The sequence below is a fragment of the Pseudonocardia kunmingensis genome (genome assembly GCF_006716445.1).
Taxonomy (GTDB): domain Bacteria; phylum Actinomycetota; class Actinomycetes; order Mycobacteriales; family Pseudonocardiaceae; genus Pseudonocardia; species Pseudonocardia kunmingensis.
In genome coordinates, this window is sequence record NZ_VFPA01000004.1 from 723875 (window position 1) to 739528 (window position 15654).

Consider the following 15654-nt stretch of genomic DNA (forward strand, 5'->3'; position numbering starts at 1 on the left):
CGCTCACCGTCCCGTTCCCGCGTGCACCACGGCCTGCTCGTCGCCGCCGAGGTCGAACGCCGCGTGCAGGGCGCTAACGGCGGTGTCGAGCTGGTCCGGCCGGCACACCACGGAGATGCGGATCTCCGAGGTGTTCATGGTCTCGATGTTGATCCCTGCGTTGGAGAGCGCCTCGCAGAACGTGGCCGTGACGCCCGGGTGGGAGCGCATCCCGGCGCCCACCAGCGACACCTTCCCGACCTCCTCGTCGTGCAGCACCTCCCCGAAGCCGATCTCGGGCTGCGCCGCGCTGAGGGCGGCCACCGCGCGGGGGCCGTCGCTGCGCGGGAGCGTGAAGGTGATGTCGGTGCGGTTCGCCGAGGTGCGGCCGACGTTCTGCAGCACCATGTCGATGTTGATGTCGGCGTCCGCGACCGTGCGGAAGATGCGGGCCGCCATGCCGGGGGTGTCGGGCACGTCGGTGACGGTGATCTTGGCCTCGGACCGGTCGTGCGCGACCCCGGTGAGAATCGCCTTTTCCACGGGAATCTCCTCGATCGAGCCGGTGACGAGCGATCCCGGCTTGTCGTTGTACGAGCTGCGCACCCGCAGCGGGACGTTGTAGCGCCGCGCGTACTCGACGGCGCGCAGATGCAGGATCTTGGCGCCGCAGGCGGCCATCTCCAGCATCTCCTCGTAGGTGATCGTCTCGCGCCGCTGCGCGTCGGGCACGATCCGCGGGTCGGCCGTGTAGATGCCGTCCACGTCGGAGTAGATCTCGCAGACGTCGGCGTCCAGCGCGGCGGCCAGCGCCACCGCGGTGGTGTCCGAGCCGCCCCGGCCGAGCGTGGTGACGTCCTTCGAGTCCTGGCTCACGCCCTGGAACCCGGCGACCAGCACGATCGACCCCTCGTCGAGCGCCTCGCGCAACCGCTGCGGGTTGACCTGCACGATGCGGGCGTCCCCGTGCTTGGACGTGGTGACCATGCCGGCCTGCGAACCGGTGAACGAGCGGGCCTGCACGCCGAGCGAGTGGATCGCCATCGCGACGAGCGCGTTGGACATGCGCTCACCCGCAGTGAGCAGCATGTCCAGCTCGCGCGGCGGCGGGGCGGGCGACACCTGGTCGGCGAGCTCGAGCAGCTCGTCCGTGGTGTCGCCCATCGCCGAGCACACCACGACGACGTCGTTGCCCTCTTTGTGCGTGCGGACGATCCGTTCGGCGACCTTCTTGATGCGGTCCGCGTCCTGGACGGATGATCCGCCGTACTTCTGCACGACGAGGGCCACCGCCGACCTCCTGTCCTGGCCGCGCGGACTGCACCGCGCGGGCCTCAAGGGCTCATCATCCGGTGGCAGGCACGCCGGCGACGTGCACCACCGGGTGCTGGTCGGGAAACCACCCTACCGGTCGGATGGCCGCTCGCCGACCGGAATGGCCCAGCCCACAGGCATCGCCGGCGCATCCATCCACAGGCCCGGCGGCCGCCGTGATCGCAGGGGGTGCGGCGTGAGCTGCGCGGATGCCGCGCCCGTGGCGGCCCGGCCCGTCGCGGCCCGCGGACGGCCCCCTCGTGTCACCGGCCCGGCCTACCCTGCTCACATGGGCCGATCGGCGGGGCTGGGTGTGTGGCTCGACACGCTCACCACCGACGAGCTGGCGGCGCTGCTGCGCGCCCGGCCCGACGTGCTGCGCCACCCCGCGCCGGAGGACCTCGGGGCGCTGGCGAGCCGGCTCTGCACCCAGCCCTCGGTCAACCAGGCGCAGCTGCTGCTGGACCGGCCCGCCCTGCAGGTCGCGGAGGCGCTGCTCGCGCTCGGGGGTTCGGCGACGCGCGAGGAGCTGCTGCGGCTCTTCGGTGCCACCGACGGCGAGCTCGCGGCCCGCGTCGAGGTGGCGCTGCACGACCTGCAGGCCCTCGCGCTCACGTGGCCGGTGCACGGCCGGGTGCGGCTGGTGGGCAGCTGGGGTGCCGTCTCCCGGGATCCGCTCGGCCTCGGTCGTCCCGCCCGGGAGCTGCTCGGGATGCTCACGGGCGAGCAGCTCGCGCGCATCGGGTCCGGCCTGGGGCTGGGCGGCCACGACTGCAAGGGCGCGTGGCTCGAGGCCGTCGCCGCGGCCGTCTCCGATCCCCGTGCCGTGCCCGCGCGGCTGGAGCGGGCCGGTCCCGAGGTCGCGGAGGCCGTGCGCCGGATCGCCTGGCACGGCCCGCGCACCTCGGGCTGCGAGTTCCCGGCCCCCGACGAGCCGGTGGGCACCGCGCAGGTCGGGCGCCTGCTGGCCGTGCAGGGCTGGGTGGTGCCCACGGAGTGGGGCATCGGTGAGATGCCGCGCGAGGTCGCGCTCGCCGTGCGCGGGCCGGAGTACCGGGCGCCGTTCGACGTGCACCCGCCGCGGATCCGCACCGCGCCGGTCGCCCCCGAACAGGTGCGGGGCGCGGGTGAGCGGGCCGCGCTCGCGGCGCTGGAGTCGGTCCGGCGCCTCGTCGCGCTGCTCGACCGGGCGCCGCTCACCACCGTGCAGGGCGGCGGCGTCGGCGTCCGCGAGCTGCGCCGTGGCGCGAAGCAACTGGCCACCGACATCACCGGGATCCGGCTCTGGCTCGAGATCGCCGCGGCCGCGGGCCTGGTGGCGCTCGCCCGCGACACGCCGTCCGCCGAGCCCGCGGCCGGGCTGCGCCGCGGGTTCAGCCCGCCGGTCGGCAGGGCGCTGGCCACCACCGCCGCCGACGAGTGGCTGGAGGCCGATCCCGCCGACGCCTTCACCCGGCTCCTGCTCGCGTGGTGGAGCCTGCCCCTCGTCCCGAGCCTGCGGGTCGACGAGTCCGGCAGGCCGGCGGCGGCCCTCGTGCGCGCGTTCGGCCACCCGGAGCACCCGCGGATGCGCGCCCGCACCCTGCGGGCCCTCCACTCCCTGGAGCACGGGCACGGCATCACCGAGCCCGAGGCGCTGCTCGACCGGCTGGCCCACGCGGCGCCGATCGAGCACGGCGGCCACGACGACGCGGCCCGGCTGCGCGCCACCGTGGCCGAGGCCGAGCTGCTCGGGCTCGTCGCCACCGGCGCGCTCACACCGCTCGGCCGCCACCTGCTCGCGGCCGTCCGCGCCGACGACCCCGCCGCCGCCCTGCGCGGCGCGCTGACCGGCACGCTCCCGCCGCCCTGCCGCACGGCCACGTTCCTGCCCGACCTCACCGCGCTGGTCAGGGGCACGGCCGCGCCCGCGCTGGCCCGGCTGCTCGACACCGCCGCGGAGGCCGAGAGCCGCGACACGGCCTCGGTCTGGCGGTTCTCCGCGCAGAGCGTGCGCAGGGCGCTCGACGAGGGCCACGACGCCGACAGCCTGCTCGCCGGGCTCACCGCAGCCGCCGACAACGCGCTCCCGCAGCCGCTGGAGTACCTCGTGCACGACGCCGCGCGCCGGCACGGACAGGTCCAGGTGCACACCGTCGCCACCTGCGTGCTGGTCACCGACGCCGCACTGGGCGCGCAGCTCGCCGCCGAGCGCGCGCTCGCCCCGCTGCGGCTGCGCAGGCTGGCCGACACCGTGCTGGCCTCCGCGCTGCCTGCCGAGGACACCGTCGCGGCGCTCCGCGCGGCCGGCTACGCGCCCGTGCAGCACGACGCCGGGGGCGCGATGGTCGTGCAGCGCCGGGTCGCGCACCGCGCGTCCGCCCCGGCCCGGGCCACCGCCCAGCGCCGACCGGCGAGTGACGTCAGCGCGCTCGCCGAACGCCTCGGCGGCGGCTGACGGAGCCGCTCCGGGGGACGTCCGCTCAGGGGATGCGGCGCACCAGGCGGACGACCACGGTGGTGATCGCGAACCAGATCAGGGCGGCCGTGCCGTAGTTCAGCACGACGCCCAGGCGCGGGTCTTCGGGCAGGAAGAGGTCGCCCAGGCCGAGGTTGAACGTGTCGGCGGCGTCGCGGATCAGGCGCGTCAGCCCGTTCTCCGGGTTCGCGCCGAGCAACGTGAGCACGATGTGCACCACGAGCACGGTGACGATGAGCATGCCGACGATCCGCAGGACGTTGCCGAGGGCGTCGATGCCTCGGCGCGCCGTGCTCCCCACTGCCACTGGAGACCTCCCGGGGCTCGTTGGCCGCCATGCTCCCACGGGACGCGGCGCCGCGCGCTACTGGCCGGTATCACCTGATCGGGTGACACCTGGACCGGGGGTGAGCGCAACGCCACGGCGGGGGCGGGTTGCGCACCGCCCCCGCCTCGGGTCTAGTCTCGACTCCGTGGCACAGCTGCTCCTTCGCCGCCGCGGCGGGGTCTGACCGACCGGCCCCTCGTCGCGGGTCGAGGCGTGCGCCGGTCTCCCTCGACGATCGGCACAGGAGCACACCGATGACCACCTCCCCCGACGCGTACACCTCGGCCACGTCCAGCCGGCTGCGCACGCCCGACCGGCCGGCCCCGGCCGACCAGGCGCCGTGGAACCCGCAGCGCGGCTCGCAGATGCCGGTGCACCGCTACCGCCCGTTCCACGAGATGGTGGAGCCGGTATCGCTGCCCGACCGCACCTGGCCGGACACACGGATCACGAAGGCCCCCCTGTGGTGCGCGGTGGACCTGCGGGACGGCAACCAGGCCCTGATCGACCCGATGAGCCCGGCCCGCAAGCGCCGCATGTTCGAGCTGCTGGTGCGGATGGGCTACAAGGAGATCGAGGTCGGGTTCCCGGCCGCGAGCCAGACCGACTTCGACTTCGTCCGCGAGATCATCGAGCAGGACGTGATCCCCGACGACGTCACGATCCAGGTGCTGACGCAGGCCCGCCCCGAGCTGATCGAGCGCACGTACGAGGCGTGCGAGGGCGCGCCGCGCGCGATCGTGCACCTCTACAACTCCACGTCGGTGCTGCAGCGCCGGGTCGTCTTCCGGTCCGACCGCGCCGGCATCTCGAAGATCGCCACGAACGGCGCGGAGGAGGTGCTGCGGTGGGCCGAGAAGTACCCGTCCACCGACTGGCGCTTCGAGTACTCCCCCGAGTCCTACACGGGCACCGAGCTGCAGTACGCGGTCGACGTCTGCAACGCGGTGAGCGCCATCTGGCAGCCCACCCCCGAGTCCCCGATGATCGTCAACCTGCCGGCGACGGTCGAGATGGCCACGCCGAACGTCTACGCCGACTCGATCGAGTGGATGCACCGCCACCTGGACCGTCGTGACGGCGTGGTGCTGTCCCTGCACCCGCACAACGACCGGGGCACCGGCGTGGCCGCCGCCGAGCTCGGCTACCAGGCGGGCGCCGACCGCATCGAGGGCTGCCTGTTCGGCAACGGCGAGCGCACCGGCAACGTCGACCTGGTGACCCTGGGGATGAACCTGTTCACCCAGGGCATCGACCCGCAGATCGACTTCTCCGACATCGACGAGATCCGCCGCACCGTCGAGTACTGCAACCAGCTGCCGGTGCACGAGCGCCACCCGTGGGGCGGGGACCTCGTCTACACCGCGTTCTCCGGCAGCCACCAGGACGCGATCAACAAGGGCTTCCAGGCGATGCAGGCCGACGCGGCCGAGGCCGGCGTCGAGGTCGACGACCACCCGTGGGAGGTGCCCTACCTGCCGGTCGACCCGAAGGACATCGGCCGCACCTACGAGGCCGTGATCCGGGTGAACTCGCAGTCCGGCAAGGGCGGCGTCGCCTACATCATGAAGGCGGAGCACCAGCTGGACATGCCGCGGCGGCTGCAGATGGAGTTCTCGCGGGTGGTCCAGGAAGTCACCGACACCGACGGCGGCGAGGTGTCGCCCAAGGAGATGCGCGACGTCTTCGAGGGCGAGTACCTCGACCGCGTCACGCCGCTGAAGCTGATCCGCCACCGCCTGTCCAGCGACGGCGAGGGCACCGACGAGATCGTCGCCACCGTCCGCGTCGAGAGCGACCTGCACGAGATCAGCGGCAGCGGGAACGGGCCGATCGCGGCGTTCGTCGACGCGCTCGCCGGCATCGGGTTCGACGTGCGGGTGCTCGACTACCACGAGCACGCCATGTCGGCCGGTGACGACGCCCGCGCCGCCGCGTACGTGGAGTGCGCGGTGGAGGACACCGTGCTGTGGGGTGTCGGCGTCGACAGCTCGATCGTGAACGCCTCGCTGAAGGCCGTCGTGTCGGCGGTCAACCGCGCGCTGCGCTGACGCGCCCGTGAGTGGATACGGGTGCTGGAGCACCCGTATCCACTCACGACCCCTCAGCGGCCGAGGATCTCCGTCACCGAGCCGGGGTGGTCGGGCAGGGCACCGGTGCCCAGGACGTCGTCGCGCGCGGCTTCCGGGTCCACCCGGTGCGGCTGCAGCTCACCGCTGCGGATCTGCTCCGCCCAGTGGCACGCCACCCGGTGCCCGGACGGCGCGCCCCGGATCGTCCGCAGCTCGGGCCGCTCGGTGTCGCAGCGGGTCGGCTGGCGCCACGGGCAGCGGGTGTGGAAGCGGCATCCCGGCGGGGGTGCAGCCGGTGAGGGCAGGTCGCCGGTGAGCAGGATGCGCTCGCGCTGGTCCTCCAGCTCCGGGTCCGGCATCGGGATCGCCGACAGCAGCGCCTTCGTGTACGGGTGCTGCGGGTCGTCGTAGAGCGCCTGCGACGGCGCCTCCTCGACGATGCCGCCGAGGTACATCACGCCGATCCGGTCGCTGACGTGCCGGACGACCGCGAGGTCGTGGGCGATCACGAGGTAGGTCAGCCCGAGCTCGCGCTGCAGCCTGCCGAGCAGGTTGAGCACCTGGGCCTGCACCGACACGTCGAGCGCCGAGACCGGCTCGTCGGCCACGATCAGGTCCGGCTCCACCGACAGGGCGCGGGCGATGCCGATGCGCTGGCGCTGGCCGCCGGAGAACTCGTGCGGGTAGCGGCGCAGCGCGGCGGCCGGCAGCCCGACCGAGTCGACGAGCTCGCGCAACCGCGCGCCGTCGGCGTCGGCCCCGCGGGAGAGCCCGTGCGCGTGCATCCCCTCGCGCAGCATCGACTCCACGGACTGGCGCGGGTCGAGGCTCGACATCGGGTCCTGGAACACCATCTGGAAGCGGCGGCGCATGGTCCGCAGCCGCTCACCGGTCAGGTGCGCGATGTCGACGCCGTCGAAGGTGACCTGGCCGCCGGTCGGGTCGACCAGGCGCAGGACCGCCCGCCCGAGCGTGGTCTTGCCGCAGCCGGACTCCCCGACGAGCCCGTAGGTCTCCCCGCGCGCGATCTGCAGGGACACCCCGTCGACGGCGTACACGTGCCCCACGGTGCGGTCCAGGACCAGCCCGCGCTTGATCGGGAAGTGCACCGCGAGGTCGCGCACGTCCAGCAGGGGCGCATCCTCCTGCCCAGGCACCGACTCAGGCATCCGTCGTCACTCCGCACTCGCCGGAACCGGGTTGTGGCACCGCAGCAGCCGGCCACCGGTCGTCTCGCCCAACGGGGTGACCTCCACGCAGGTGTCGAGCGCCCGCGGGCACCGCGGCGCGAACGCGCAGGCGTGCTCCCACGGCAGGTTGTCGACCACGGAGCCGCGGATCGCCTCCAGGTCCTCACCCTGCGGCGCGTCCAGGCGCGGGATGGAGCGCAGCAGCCCGTGGGTGTAGGGGTGGCGCGGGGTGCTGAACAGGCGGTGCCGCTGCGCGCGTTCCACGATCCGGCCGGCGTAGAGCACGTTGACCGTCTCGCACAGCCCGGCCACCACGCCCAGGTCGTGGGTGATCATGATCAGGGCCGCGCCGGTCTCGCGCACCAGCTCGCGCAGCAGCTCGAGGATCTGCGCCTGGATGGTGACGTCCAGCGCCGTGGTCGGTTCGTCGGCGATGAGCAGCCGGGGGCTGCAGGCCAGCGCGATCGCGATCAGCGCGCGCTGCCGCATGCCGCCGGAGAGCTGGTGCGGGTACGAGTCGAGCCGCCGCCGCGGGTCCGGGATGCCCACCCGGTCCAGCAGCTCGGCCGCGGCCTTCCGCGCCGCCTCCTTGCCCATCCCGCGGTGGCGGCGCAGCACCTCGGTGACCTGCAGCCCGATCGGGATGACGGGGTTGAGCGAGGTCAGCGGGTCCTGGAACACCATCGACAGGTCCCGGCCGCGACGCTCCCGCATCTGCGACGCGGGCAGCGTGAGCAGGTCCGTGCCGTCCATCACGACGCTGCCGCCGACCCGCACGCCCCGGTCCGGGAGCAGCCGCATGATGGCCATCGAGGTGACCGACTTGCCGCAGCCCGACTCGCCGACCAGGCCCACGATCTGGCCGGGCGCGACGTCGAAGCTCACGCCGTCGACGGCGACGGTCTCCGGCTCGCCCTTGCGCTGGAACGACACCCGCAGGTCCCGGACCGAGAGCAACGGCTCCGAGCCGGCGCGGACGCCCTCGCTGCGCGTGTCGCCTGCCGCGGCCGTCATCGGCGCCCCTTCGGGTCGATGGCCTCGCGCAGCGACTCCCCGAGCAGCGTGAACCCGAGCGCGACCACGATGATCGCGATCGCCGGGTAGAACGCGAGCGCCGGGCGCACGTCGAGGTAGGTCTGGGCCTGCGCGAGCATGAGCCCCCACTCCGCGCGTCCGGGGTCGGCATCGCCGAGCCCGAGGAACGACAGCGCGGCCGCGTCCAGGATCGCGGTGGCCAGGGTCAGGGTGGCCTGCACGATCACCGGGCCGATCGCGTTCGGCAGCATGTGCCGCAGCACCACGGCCGGCCGTTTGACGCCGAGCGCCGTGGCCGCCACCACGTGGTCGCTGTGCCGCTGCGACAGCATCGACCCGCGCAGCAGCCGGGCGAAGATCGGCACGCTCACGATCGAGACCGCGATGATCACCGTGGTCTGCGACGGGCTCGCGGCGAGCGCCGCCACCGAGATCGCCAGCAGCAGGCTCGGGATCGCCAGCAGCACGTCGGTGACGCGCATGAGCAGCGTGTCGACCCAGCCGCCGAACGCGCCCGCGACCGTGCCGATGACGACGCCGACCACGAGCCCGATGAGCGTGGCCAGCACGCCGACGAGCAGGGTCTGCTGGGAGGCCAGCAGCATCCGGGAGAAGAAGTCGCGCCCGAGCTGGTCGCTGCCCAGCGGGAAGCCCTCCTGCGGGCCCGGGATCTGGCCGGGCCGGAGGTTCTCCTGCAGCTGCGGGAAGGCCTCGGTGGCGCTGTGCGGGGCGATCAGCGGCGCGAGCGCGGCGACCACGACGAAGACGCCGATGATGATGCCGCCCGCGATCGCCGCCGGCTCCCGGCGCAGGCGTCGGAACGCCTCGGCGCTCAGGCTGCGCCCGCCCGCGATGTCGTCGATGCGGGAGCGGCGCCGCTCCAGCCAGGTGGTCGTCATGACCTGCTCTTCCTCACGACAGGCGCACCCGCGGGTCGATGATCGCGTACGACAGGTCGACGAGCAGGTTCACCAGCACGTAGATCAACGCTCCGAGCATCAGCACGGCTTGCAGCCGGGGGTAGTCCCGCAGCGTGATCGCGTCGGCGAGCAGCGTGCCCACCCCGCCCCAGACGAACACCCGCTCGGTGAGCACGGCGCCCGCGAGCAGCAACCCGGTCTGCAGGCCGATCGTCGTGGAGACCGGCAGCAGCGCGTTGCGCAGGACGTGCCGCCCGCGCACGGTGCCCGGCGCGAGGCCCTTCGAGTTCGCCGTGCGCACGAAGTCGGAACCGAGCACGTCGAGCACGGACGCCCGGGTGATCCGGACGATCACCGCGAGCGGGATCGTGGCGAGCGCGACCGCAGGCAGCACCAGGTGGCGCAGCGCATCGAGGCTCGCGTCGAACTCGCGGGTGAGGAGCCCGTCGAGCACGGCGAATCCGGTGACGCTGGTGGCGTCGACCGCCACGGACTGGCGACCCGACGGCGGGAACCAGCCGAGGTCGACCGCGAACACGTCCTTGAGCACGTAGCCCAGGAAGAACACGGGAACGGCGACGCCGACGAGCGTGCCGATCACCGTGATGATGTCGAGCGGCCGGCCGCGGTGGTTCGCGGCCAGGTAGCCGAGCGGGATCCCCAAGGCGATTGCGATCACCAGGGCGGTCAGCGACAGCTCGACCGTGGCCGGGAGCGCACGGGCGATCTCGGTGAGCACCGGTTCACCGGTGATCGTCGAGGTGCCGAAGTCACCGGTGATCGCGCGTCCGAGGAACCGGCCGTACTGCACCCACACCGGCTGGTCGAGCCCGAGCACCCGGTTGAGCTCGGCGATCCGCTCCGGGGTGGCGCGGTCACCGAGGAACGCCGACGCGGGCCCGCCGGGCAGGCTGCGCAGCCAGGCGAACACGAGCACGGACAGCAGCAGGAGCGTCGGGATCACCTGCAGCAGGCGCCGCAGCACGAAGCGCAGCATCATCCCCCCTCCGAGAGCTACGACGACGAGAGTGGCACCGCCCCGGAGGGCGGTGCCACTCGGAGCCCCTCTCAGTCGACGCTGACCGTGAGGAACCGCTCATCGGTGAGGGGCGACGGGATGAGCCCCTCAACGCCTTCTCGGACGACGATCGCGGGCGGCGAGCTCGACAGCGGCACGCCCGGCATCTGCTCCATGATCGTCTGGTTGACACGCTGGTAGGCCGCCTCGTGCTCGGCCGGGTCCACGGTGGCGTCGGCCTCCGCGATGCCCTGGATGATCGCCGCGTCCTCGGGGAGGGTCAGCCCGAACTCCGGACCGGGGGCGCCGAAGAAGCTCTCCAGGAAGTTGCCGGCGTCGTTGTAGTCGCCGGTCCAGCCGAGCAGGTGCAGGTCGTGGGTGCCCGCGATCTGCACCGAGTCGAGGTAGCCGCCGTTCCACGGCTGCGCGACCGGGTTCACCGTGACCCCGACCTGGCGCAGGTTCTCCGCGAGCGCGGTGAAGATGTTGGTCGGGTTGGGCATGTAGGGCCGCGTGACGTCGGTCGGGTAGTAGAAGTTGACCGTCAGGTTCGACGCACCGGCCTCGGCCAGCAGCGCCCGCGCCCGCTCGGGGTCGTACGGCACCGGCTGCAGGTTCGGGTTGTACCCGTCCACGGTGTCGGGCATGAACTGCGAGGCCACCACGGCGCCCTCGGGCAGCTGGTTGCGCACCAGCGACTCGCGGTCGATCGCGTGCGCGAGCGCCTGCCGCACCCGGACGTCGGCCAGCGCCGGGTTGTTGGCCTGGTTGATGCCCATGTAGAGGATGTTGAACACCGGGCGCACGAGGACGTTGAACCCCGCGTCCTCCAGCGACTGCCAGTCGGCGGGCGAGGGCAGGTCGTACCCGTCGATCGTGCCGGCCTGCAGCTCCTGGCGCCGCGCGTTCTCGTCGGGGATCACGCGGAAGATCAGCCGGTCGAGCTTGGCGGGCTCACCCCAGTAGTCGTCGTTGCGCACCAGCGTGACCGTGCCCTGCGCGCGGTCGTAGCTCTCGAAGCGGAACGGCCCGGTGCCGGTGGGGTGGTCGGTGGCGTACGGGCTGTAGGTGAACGCCTCGCCGCTCTGCTCGATCTGGTCGGCGTTGTACTGCTGCAGCGCGGTCGGGCTGGAGATCGACAGCGAGGTCAGGCCGAACGCCGCGGGGAACGCACCCTTGGCCCGGTTCAGCCGGACGACGGCCGTGGTCGGGTTCGGGGCCTCGCAGGAGTTGAAGACCGGGTCGGTGACGCCGTCGATGAGGTTGTTGGCGTAGCCGCCGAACACCTCGTAGTAGTAGATCGCCTGGCTCTGCGCGGCGGCGTTCGGCAGGTTGTACCACCGGTTGAAGTTGAAGCAGACGGCCTCGGCGTTGAACGGCGTGCCGTCGTGGAAGGTCACGCCCTCACGGAGGGTGAACGTCCACTCGGTGCCCTCGGGGTTGGACGCCCACTCGGTGGCCAGGCCGGGAGCGAGGTCCGAGGTGCCCTGCTTGTAGGTGATCAGCGTGTCGTACATCTGGCGCGCGGGCCGGAAGGTCTCACCGTCCTGCGCGAACAGCGGGTCGAAGTTGTCCGGTGCGCCGGGCGCGCCGAACACCATCGTGCCGCCGGTGCCACCGGCGCCGCCGGCGTCCGCTCCCTGGTCGCGCTCGGACTCAGCGCACGCCGCGAGGGTGATGGCGAGCGCTCCGGCCGCGCAGACGGCCGAGAGCCGTCGGACAGCTGATCTCATGCGGGCAACACCTCTTCGTAGGAGACCCGCAGAACCTAGCCGGGGGCGCCGTACACCGGAAGTTCACGAAGTCACGGTTCCGCTACGGCAGCTAACGATCAGGTGACGCCGGGCGTCGATCAGGCGGGGTCGAACTCCCCGTTCTTCACGCCCGCCACGAACGCCGCCCACTCGTCCCCGGTGAACACGAGCCCGCCGCCCGCGACGACCGCGCGGCTGTGGCGCACCGCGACCGAGCCGTCCTCGAGCCGGGCCACCTCGACGCAGTTCTCACCGCCGGAGAAGGAACTGGTCCGGAACCGCGGCCCCGCGCCCCGCGCTGACTCCTCCACACTCTCCCCCTCTGGAGCACCTGGGGCACGGAGTGTAGACGGTTGAGCGCGCAGGATCACCCGACGGAGCAGCTTCCTGCCCCGCGGGAACGGTCGGCGGACGCGGTGCGCGTCAGGAGGAAATCAGCTCTGCGGCACGCTCCACGATCGCGATGGAGCCGGCCCGGTCCGGGCAGGCCTCGAGGAGCGCGGCGAACGTCTCCCCGTACCGCCGCACCTGCTCCTCCGTCTCCAGGTACGTGGCGCCGTCGCGACCTTCGAGGTACACGACGTCCTGGTCCTGCTCGTCGGCGAACCGCAGCACCGCGAACGGCCCGCCGAGCACACCGGCGTGGACGAGGTCCAGCGGCGCGACCCGGAACTCCACCTCGGACAGGCCGTCGCGCAGCTGGCCCGCGAGGTGCTCGAGCTGCTTGCGCATCACCGCGGGACCACCGATCGGACGCCGCAACGCCTGCTCGGCGATCACGACCGCGAACCGCAGCCGGCCCTTCCCGGGGCGCCGCAGCACCTCCTGGCGCTGCATGCGCAGATCGACCAGCCTGCGGCGCTCGCCGCGCGTGCGCTCCGGGTAGAAGAAGCCCACCACCGCTTCGGCGAACTCCGCGGTCTGCAGGAGCCCCGGCACGAGGAAGGGCTCGAACGCCGAGATGGCCGTGGCGTCCTGCTCCAGCGCCAGGTACCGGCTGACCTCGTTCGAGACGACCGCGCCTTCGAACACGTCGCGGAAGTCGGTGACGAGCCCCTCGCCCGCACTCAGGCTGTCGGCGACGAGGCGCATCAGCTCGTCCTCGCGCTCGCGCGCGGCAGCACCGAAGAGCTCGACGAGATCGCGGACGTCCCGGTGCCGCGGTACACCCTTGCCGTTCTCGAGCCGGGAGACCTTGGACATCGAGCAGTCGAGGGTGCGGGCGGCGTCCTCGAGCTTGAGGCCCGCGGCGGTGCGCAGCTCCCGGAGCGCGGCGCCGAGCCGCCGCCGCGCGACAACGGGACTGCGAGACACCTGGAGGTCCTCCTCCTCGTCGACACCCGGCCGACCTGGCCACTCCTGCACGTGCCTGCGGCAAATTATCCGATCGACGCCGAGCGCCGACCAGCACCCCCGGCGTGGCGCGGCACGCGACCGCAGCGGCAGCCTCCGCGCCCGCCCCACACCCCGATGAACAGCGTCTCACCAGCGATGACAGGACCATCTCGACGCCGTGGGATGGCGGCGGAACGGCGGCGGGATGACCGACGATCCTAGCGGCCGCACCCGGCACTGGGAAGCGTGCACGGCCGACAACAGGCCGAGACTTGCCTCCTGCAATTGCACCGGACACTTCCACCACGTACTCTCATCACCGCACAGCGGCAGTCCCGTACTAGCGGGAGCAGGTGGTTGTGATGGAGTGGTCGATGTTCATCGGCGGCGGGGTCGGTCTCCTCATCGGCCTCGCCGTGCTCGTCGGGCAGATGCAGGCCCAGGAGAACGCGTGGCGGGCGATCGCGCGCGAGCGCCGCGAGCTCGGCGCGTGGCGGCGCGAGCTCACCGCAGCCGCCGAGTCGGATTGGTGCCCGAAATGCAGGCGGCAGCGGGAGCCCTGACGAGCGGCGCGCCTCAGGCGAAGTCGAACTCGCCCGCGCGCACTCCCGCGACGAAGTCGCGCCACTCCGCGGGGGTGAACAGCAGCGGGAGCGTCTCCGGCGACTTGCTGTCGCGCACGGCGATCCCGCCGTCGGGCGCGACGCCGACCTCGACGCAGTTGCCGAGCGAGCAGAAGCTGCTCACCTTGTAGTCGATCACTTGAGGGCCTTTCACCGGGGAGCGATTCTGCTGGCGTAACGAGCGATCAGCGCGCGCGACGCTTCCCGATCGAGGGACCGCTCGGCGGCGTCGGCGAACACATCCTTGTACAGGTCCACATCGGACCGGGACTCGAGGTAGTGATCACCGGCCGGACCCTCCGCGTACGCCACGTCGGAGGCGACCTCGTCGTCGAACTCGAGGATCACGAACCGCCCGAAGTGGGCGCGGTGCACGCCCGCGGAGAACGGGAGCACGCGGATCGAGACGCCGGGCAGCTCACCGACGTCGAGCAGGGCGCCCAGCTGCGCCGCCATCACCTCGGCGCCGCCCGTGAGCCTCGAGAGCACCGCCTCGTCGAGCACCGCGCTGTAGCGCAACGGCGCCGTGGCCCGGCGCAGCGCCTGCTGGCGCATCAGGCGCAGCTCGACCAGCTGCTCGATCTCGTAGCGGCTGTGCTGCGGGAGCAGTGCGCGCATCACGGCCCGGGCGTACTCCGCCGTCTGCAGCAGGCCGTGCAGCACCGAGACGTCGAACGACCGGACGACGACGGCTTCCGACTCGAGCGCCGGATACCGCCCGGAGAGGTCGAGGACGAACCGCTCGGGCGCGATGCCTTCGGTGTAGGGCTCCCACCACCCGTGCTCGCGGCCGTCGCGGACGAGGCGCATCAGCATGTCGCGCTCGGTCTCGGACTCGACGCGGTAGATCTCCATCAACCGCCGCACGTCCGCCGGCTTCGGAACGCCCTTGCCCGTCTCCAGCCGGGAGACCTTCGAGGTGGAGCAGGGCACCTGGCGCGCGACCTGCTCCAGGTGCATACCGCTCCGGACACGCAGGCGGCGCAGCTCGGCGCCGAGCCGCCGGCGCGGCCCGGCGGGCCCCGGAGCCGTCACGCGGACGCTCCGACGCGGAATCTCCACACAATCGTCATGCAATCCCACCGCCTCTGCAATTGCACGAGCGCTCCTGGTCCGGCATCCTAGAGCCGAGCCCGCAGCGTGATCGAGGCGACACACAGCGGGTCGGCGTCCCGGGAGAGGAGGCCACGGTGCAGACACGACGACACCGGGATCTTCTCCGCAGTCCGCAAGCTGGACATCGTGGCTCCGCGATCTGGAGCCGCCGCATCCCGTCCCGGCCGATGCCGGGGTCCGAGCCGGTCCGACCGATCGTCGGGCGGCGCAGCACGGGAAAGGGGTCGACCGTGAAGAACAGGACGAGCGACGAGAACAAGTACGGCAAGACGACGAACGGCAAGATCGGCACCACGCTCCCACCGCGGCGGTGGTCACCGTGATCACCTTCATCGTGGCGGGCATCGTGCTCCTGGCACTCATCGCGATCACCGTCGGCATCGTCGATGCGGCGCAGGCGCCGAAGCGGCGGATGCTGGCCGCCGAGCGGCGGGCCCGGTGGGAGGCCACCCGGCCCTACGAGTTCGAACCGGCTCTGCTCGACGACCCGTGGGACGACGACTGAGCAGGCG

General features: G+C 72.6%; 15 protein-coding genes. 4 read left to right on the forward strand and 11 right to left on the reverse strand.

Annotation, left to right across the window (positions count from 1 at the left end):
* Positions 1-3: 3 nt before the first annotated feature.
* Positions 4-1269 (reverse strand): aspartate kinase, encoded by a 1266-nt coding sequence (locus FB558_RS33235; protein WP_142060369.1) that lies wholly within the window; start codon positions 1267-1269, stop codon positions 4-6.
* Positions 1270-1582: 313 nt separating this feature from the next.
* On the opposite strand from FB558_RS33235, the gene FB558_RS33240 reads away from it, so the two are divergent.
* Positions 1583-3730 carry a helicase-associated domain-containing protein gene (locus FB558_RS33240; RefSeq protein ID WP_142060371.1) on the forward strand — a complete coding sequence of 716 codons (2148 nt, stop codon included), beginning with the start codon at positions 1583-1585 and terminating at the stop codon, positions 3728-3730.
* A gap of 25 nt (positions 3731-3755) precedes the next feature.
* On the opposite strand, the gene FB558_RS33245 is transcribed toward FB558_RS33240, so the two are convergent.
* Entirely contained in the window at positions 3756-4058 is a 303-nt protein-coding gene (locus tag FB558_RS33245; protein ID WP_142060373.1) for a hypothetical protein, read from the reverse strand.
* Positions 4059-4333: 275 nt separating this feature from the next.
* Here FB558_RS33245 and leuA point away from each other — a divergent pair, with 275 nt between their 5' ends.
* Positions 4334-6130 (forward strand): 2-isopropylmalate synthase, encoded by a 1797-nt coding sequence (gene leuA, locus FB558_RS33250; RefSeq protein WP_142060375.1) that lies wholly within the window; start codon positions 4334-4336, stop codon positions 6128-6130.
* Between the two features lie 53 nt (positions 6131-6183).
* Here leuA and FB558_RS33255 read toward each other — a convergent pair whose 3' ends face one another.
* From FB558_RS33255 to FB558_RS33285, 7 genes are all read right to left on the reverse strand, one after another.
* Complete coding sequence (locus FB558_RS33255; RefSeq protein WP_142060377.1) at positions 6184-7320, reverse strand: ABC transporter ATP-binding protein; 1137 nt, start codon at positions 7318-7320, stop codon at positions 6184-6186.
* A gap of 6 nt (positions 7321-7326) precedes the next feature.
* Positions 7327-8355, reverse strand: coding sequence for an ABC transporter ATP-binding protein (locus FB558_RS33260; protein WP_142060379.1), 1029 nt, complete (start codon positions 8353-8355; stop codon positions 7327-7329).
* Positions 8352-9275: an ABC transporter permease gene (locus FB558_RS33265; RefSeq protein ID WP_142060381.1), complete on the reverse strand. Its 924-nt coding sequence runs from the start codon at positions 9273-9275 to the stop codon at positions 8352-8354. The genes FB558_RS33260 and FB558_RS33265 overlap by 4 nt, the downstream gene beginning before the upstream one ends.
* Positions 9276-9288: 13 nt before the next feature.
* Positions 9289-10293 carry an ABC transporter permease gene (locus FB558_RS33270; RefSeq protein ID WP_142060642.1) on the reverse strand — a complete coding sequence of 335 codons (1005 nt, stop codon included), beginning with the start codon at positions 10291-10293 and terminating at the stop codon, positions 9289-9291.
* 71 nt (positions 10294-10364) lie between these two features.
* Positions 10365-12047 (reverse strand): ABC transporter substrate-binding protein, encoded by a 1683-nt coding sequence (locus FB558_RS33275; protein ID WP_142060383.1) that lies wholly within the window; start codon positions 12045-12047, stop codon positions 10365-10367.
* A 119-nt stretch (positions 12048-12166) separates the two neighbouring features.
* Positions 12167-12379 (reverse strand): DUF397 domain-containing protein, encoded by a 213-nt coding sequence (locus FB558_RS33280; protein WP_142060385.1) that lies wholly within the window; start codon positions 12377-12379, stop codon positions 12167-12169.
* A 112-nt stretch (positions 12380-12491) separates the two neighbouring features.
* Positions 12492-13382, reverse strand: a complete 891-nt coding sequence (locus tag FB558_RS33285) for a helix-turn-helix domain-containing protein (RefSeq protein ID WP_170231640.1) — start codon at positions 13380-13382, stop codon at positions 12492-12494.
* A 383-nt stretch (positions 13383-13765) separates the two neighbouring features.
* Between FB558_RS33285 and FB558_RS33290 the strand changes: the two genes are divergently transcribed.
* Positions 13766-13966, forward strand: coding sequence for a hypothetical protein (locus tag FB558_RS33290; protein WP_142060389.1), 201 nt, complete (start codon positions 13766-13768; stop codon positions 13964-13966).
* Between the two features lie 13 nt (positions 13967-13979).
* Here FB558_RS33290 and FB558_RS33295 read toward each other — a convergent pair whose 3' ends face one another.
* Together FB558_RS33295 and FB558_RS33300 are read right to left on the reverse strand one after the other, a co-directional pair.
* Positions 13980-14165: a DUF397 domain-containing protein gene (locus tag FB558_RS33295; RefSeq protein WP_142060391.1), complete on the reverse strand. Its 186-nt coding sequence runs from the start codon at positions 14163-14165 to the stop codon at positions 13980-13982.
* Between the two features lie 11 nt (positions 14166-14176).
* Positions 14177-15061 carry a helix-turn-helix domain-containing protein gene (locus FB558_RS33300; RefSeq protein WP_170231641.1) on the reverse strand — a complete coding sequence of 295 codons (885 nt, stop codon included), beginning with the start codon at positions 15059-15061 and terminating at the stop codon, positions 14177-14179.
* Positions 15062-15461: 400 nt separating this feature from the next.
* Here FB558_RS33300 and FB558_RS43535 point away from each other — a divergent pair, with 400 nt between their 5' ends.
* On the forward strand, positions 15462-15647 hold the full coding sequence (locus FB558_RS43535; RefSeq protein WP_170231643.1) for a hypothetical protein: 186 nt from the start codon (positions 15462-15464) through the stop codon (positions 15645-15647).
* The last annotated feature ends 7 nt before the right edge of the window (positions 15648-15654 follow it).

Excerpts from the sequence above, each read along its gene's own strand:
- FB558_RS33240 (WP_142060371.1), top strand. The coding sequence starts at position 1,583 with ATGGGCCGATCGGCGGGGCTGGGTGTGTGGCTCGACACGCTCACCACC.
- leuA (WP_142060375.1), top strand. The coding sequence starts at position 4,334 with ATGACCACCTCCCCCGACGCGTACACCTCGGCCACGTCCAGCCGGCTG.
- FB558_RS33255 (WP_142060377.1), bottom strand. The coding sequence starts at position 7,320 with ATGCCTGAGTCGGTGCCTGGGCAGGAGGATGCGCCCCTGCTGGACGTG.
- FB558_RS33260 (WP_142060379.1), bottom strand. The coding sequence starts at position 8,355 with ATGACGGCCGCGGCAGGCGACACGCGCAGCGAGGGCGTCCGCGCCGGC.
- FB558_RS33265 (WP_142060381.1), bottom strand. The coding sequence starts at position 9,275 with ATGACGACCACCTGGCTGGAGCGGCGCCGCTCCCGCATCGACGACATC.
- FB558_RS33270 (WP_142060642.1), bottom strand. The coding sequence starts at position 10,293 with ATGCTGCGCTTCGTGCTGCGGCGCCTGCTGCAGGTGATCCCGACGCTC.
- FB558_RS33275 (WP_142060383.1), bottom strand. The coding sequence starts at position 12,047 with ATGAGATCAGCTGTCCGACGGCTCTCGGCCGTCTGCGCGGCCGGAGCG.
- FB558_RS33290 (WP_142060389.1), top strand. The coding sequence starts at position 13,766 with ATGGAGTGGTCGATGTTCATCGGCGGCGGGGTCGGTCTCCTCATCGGC.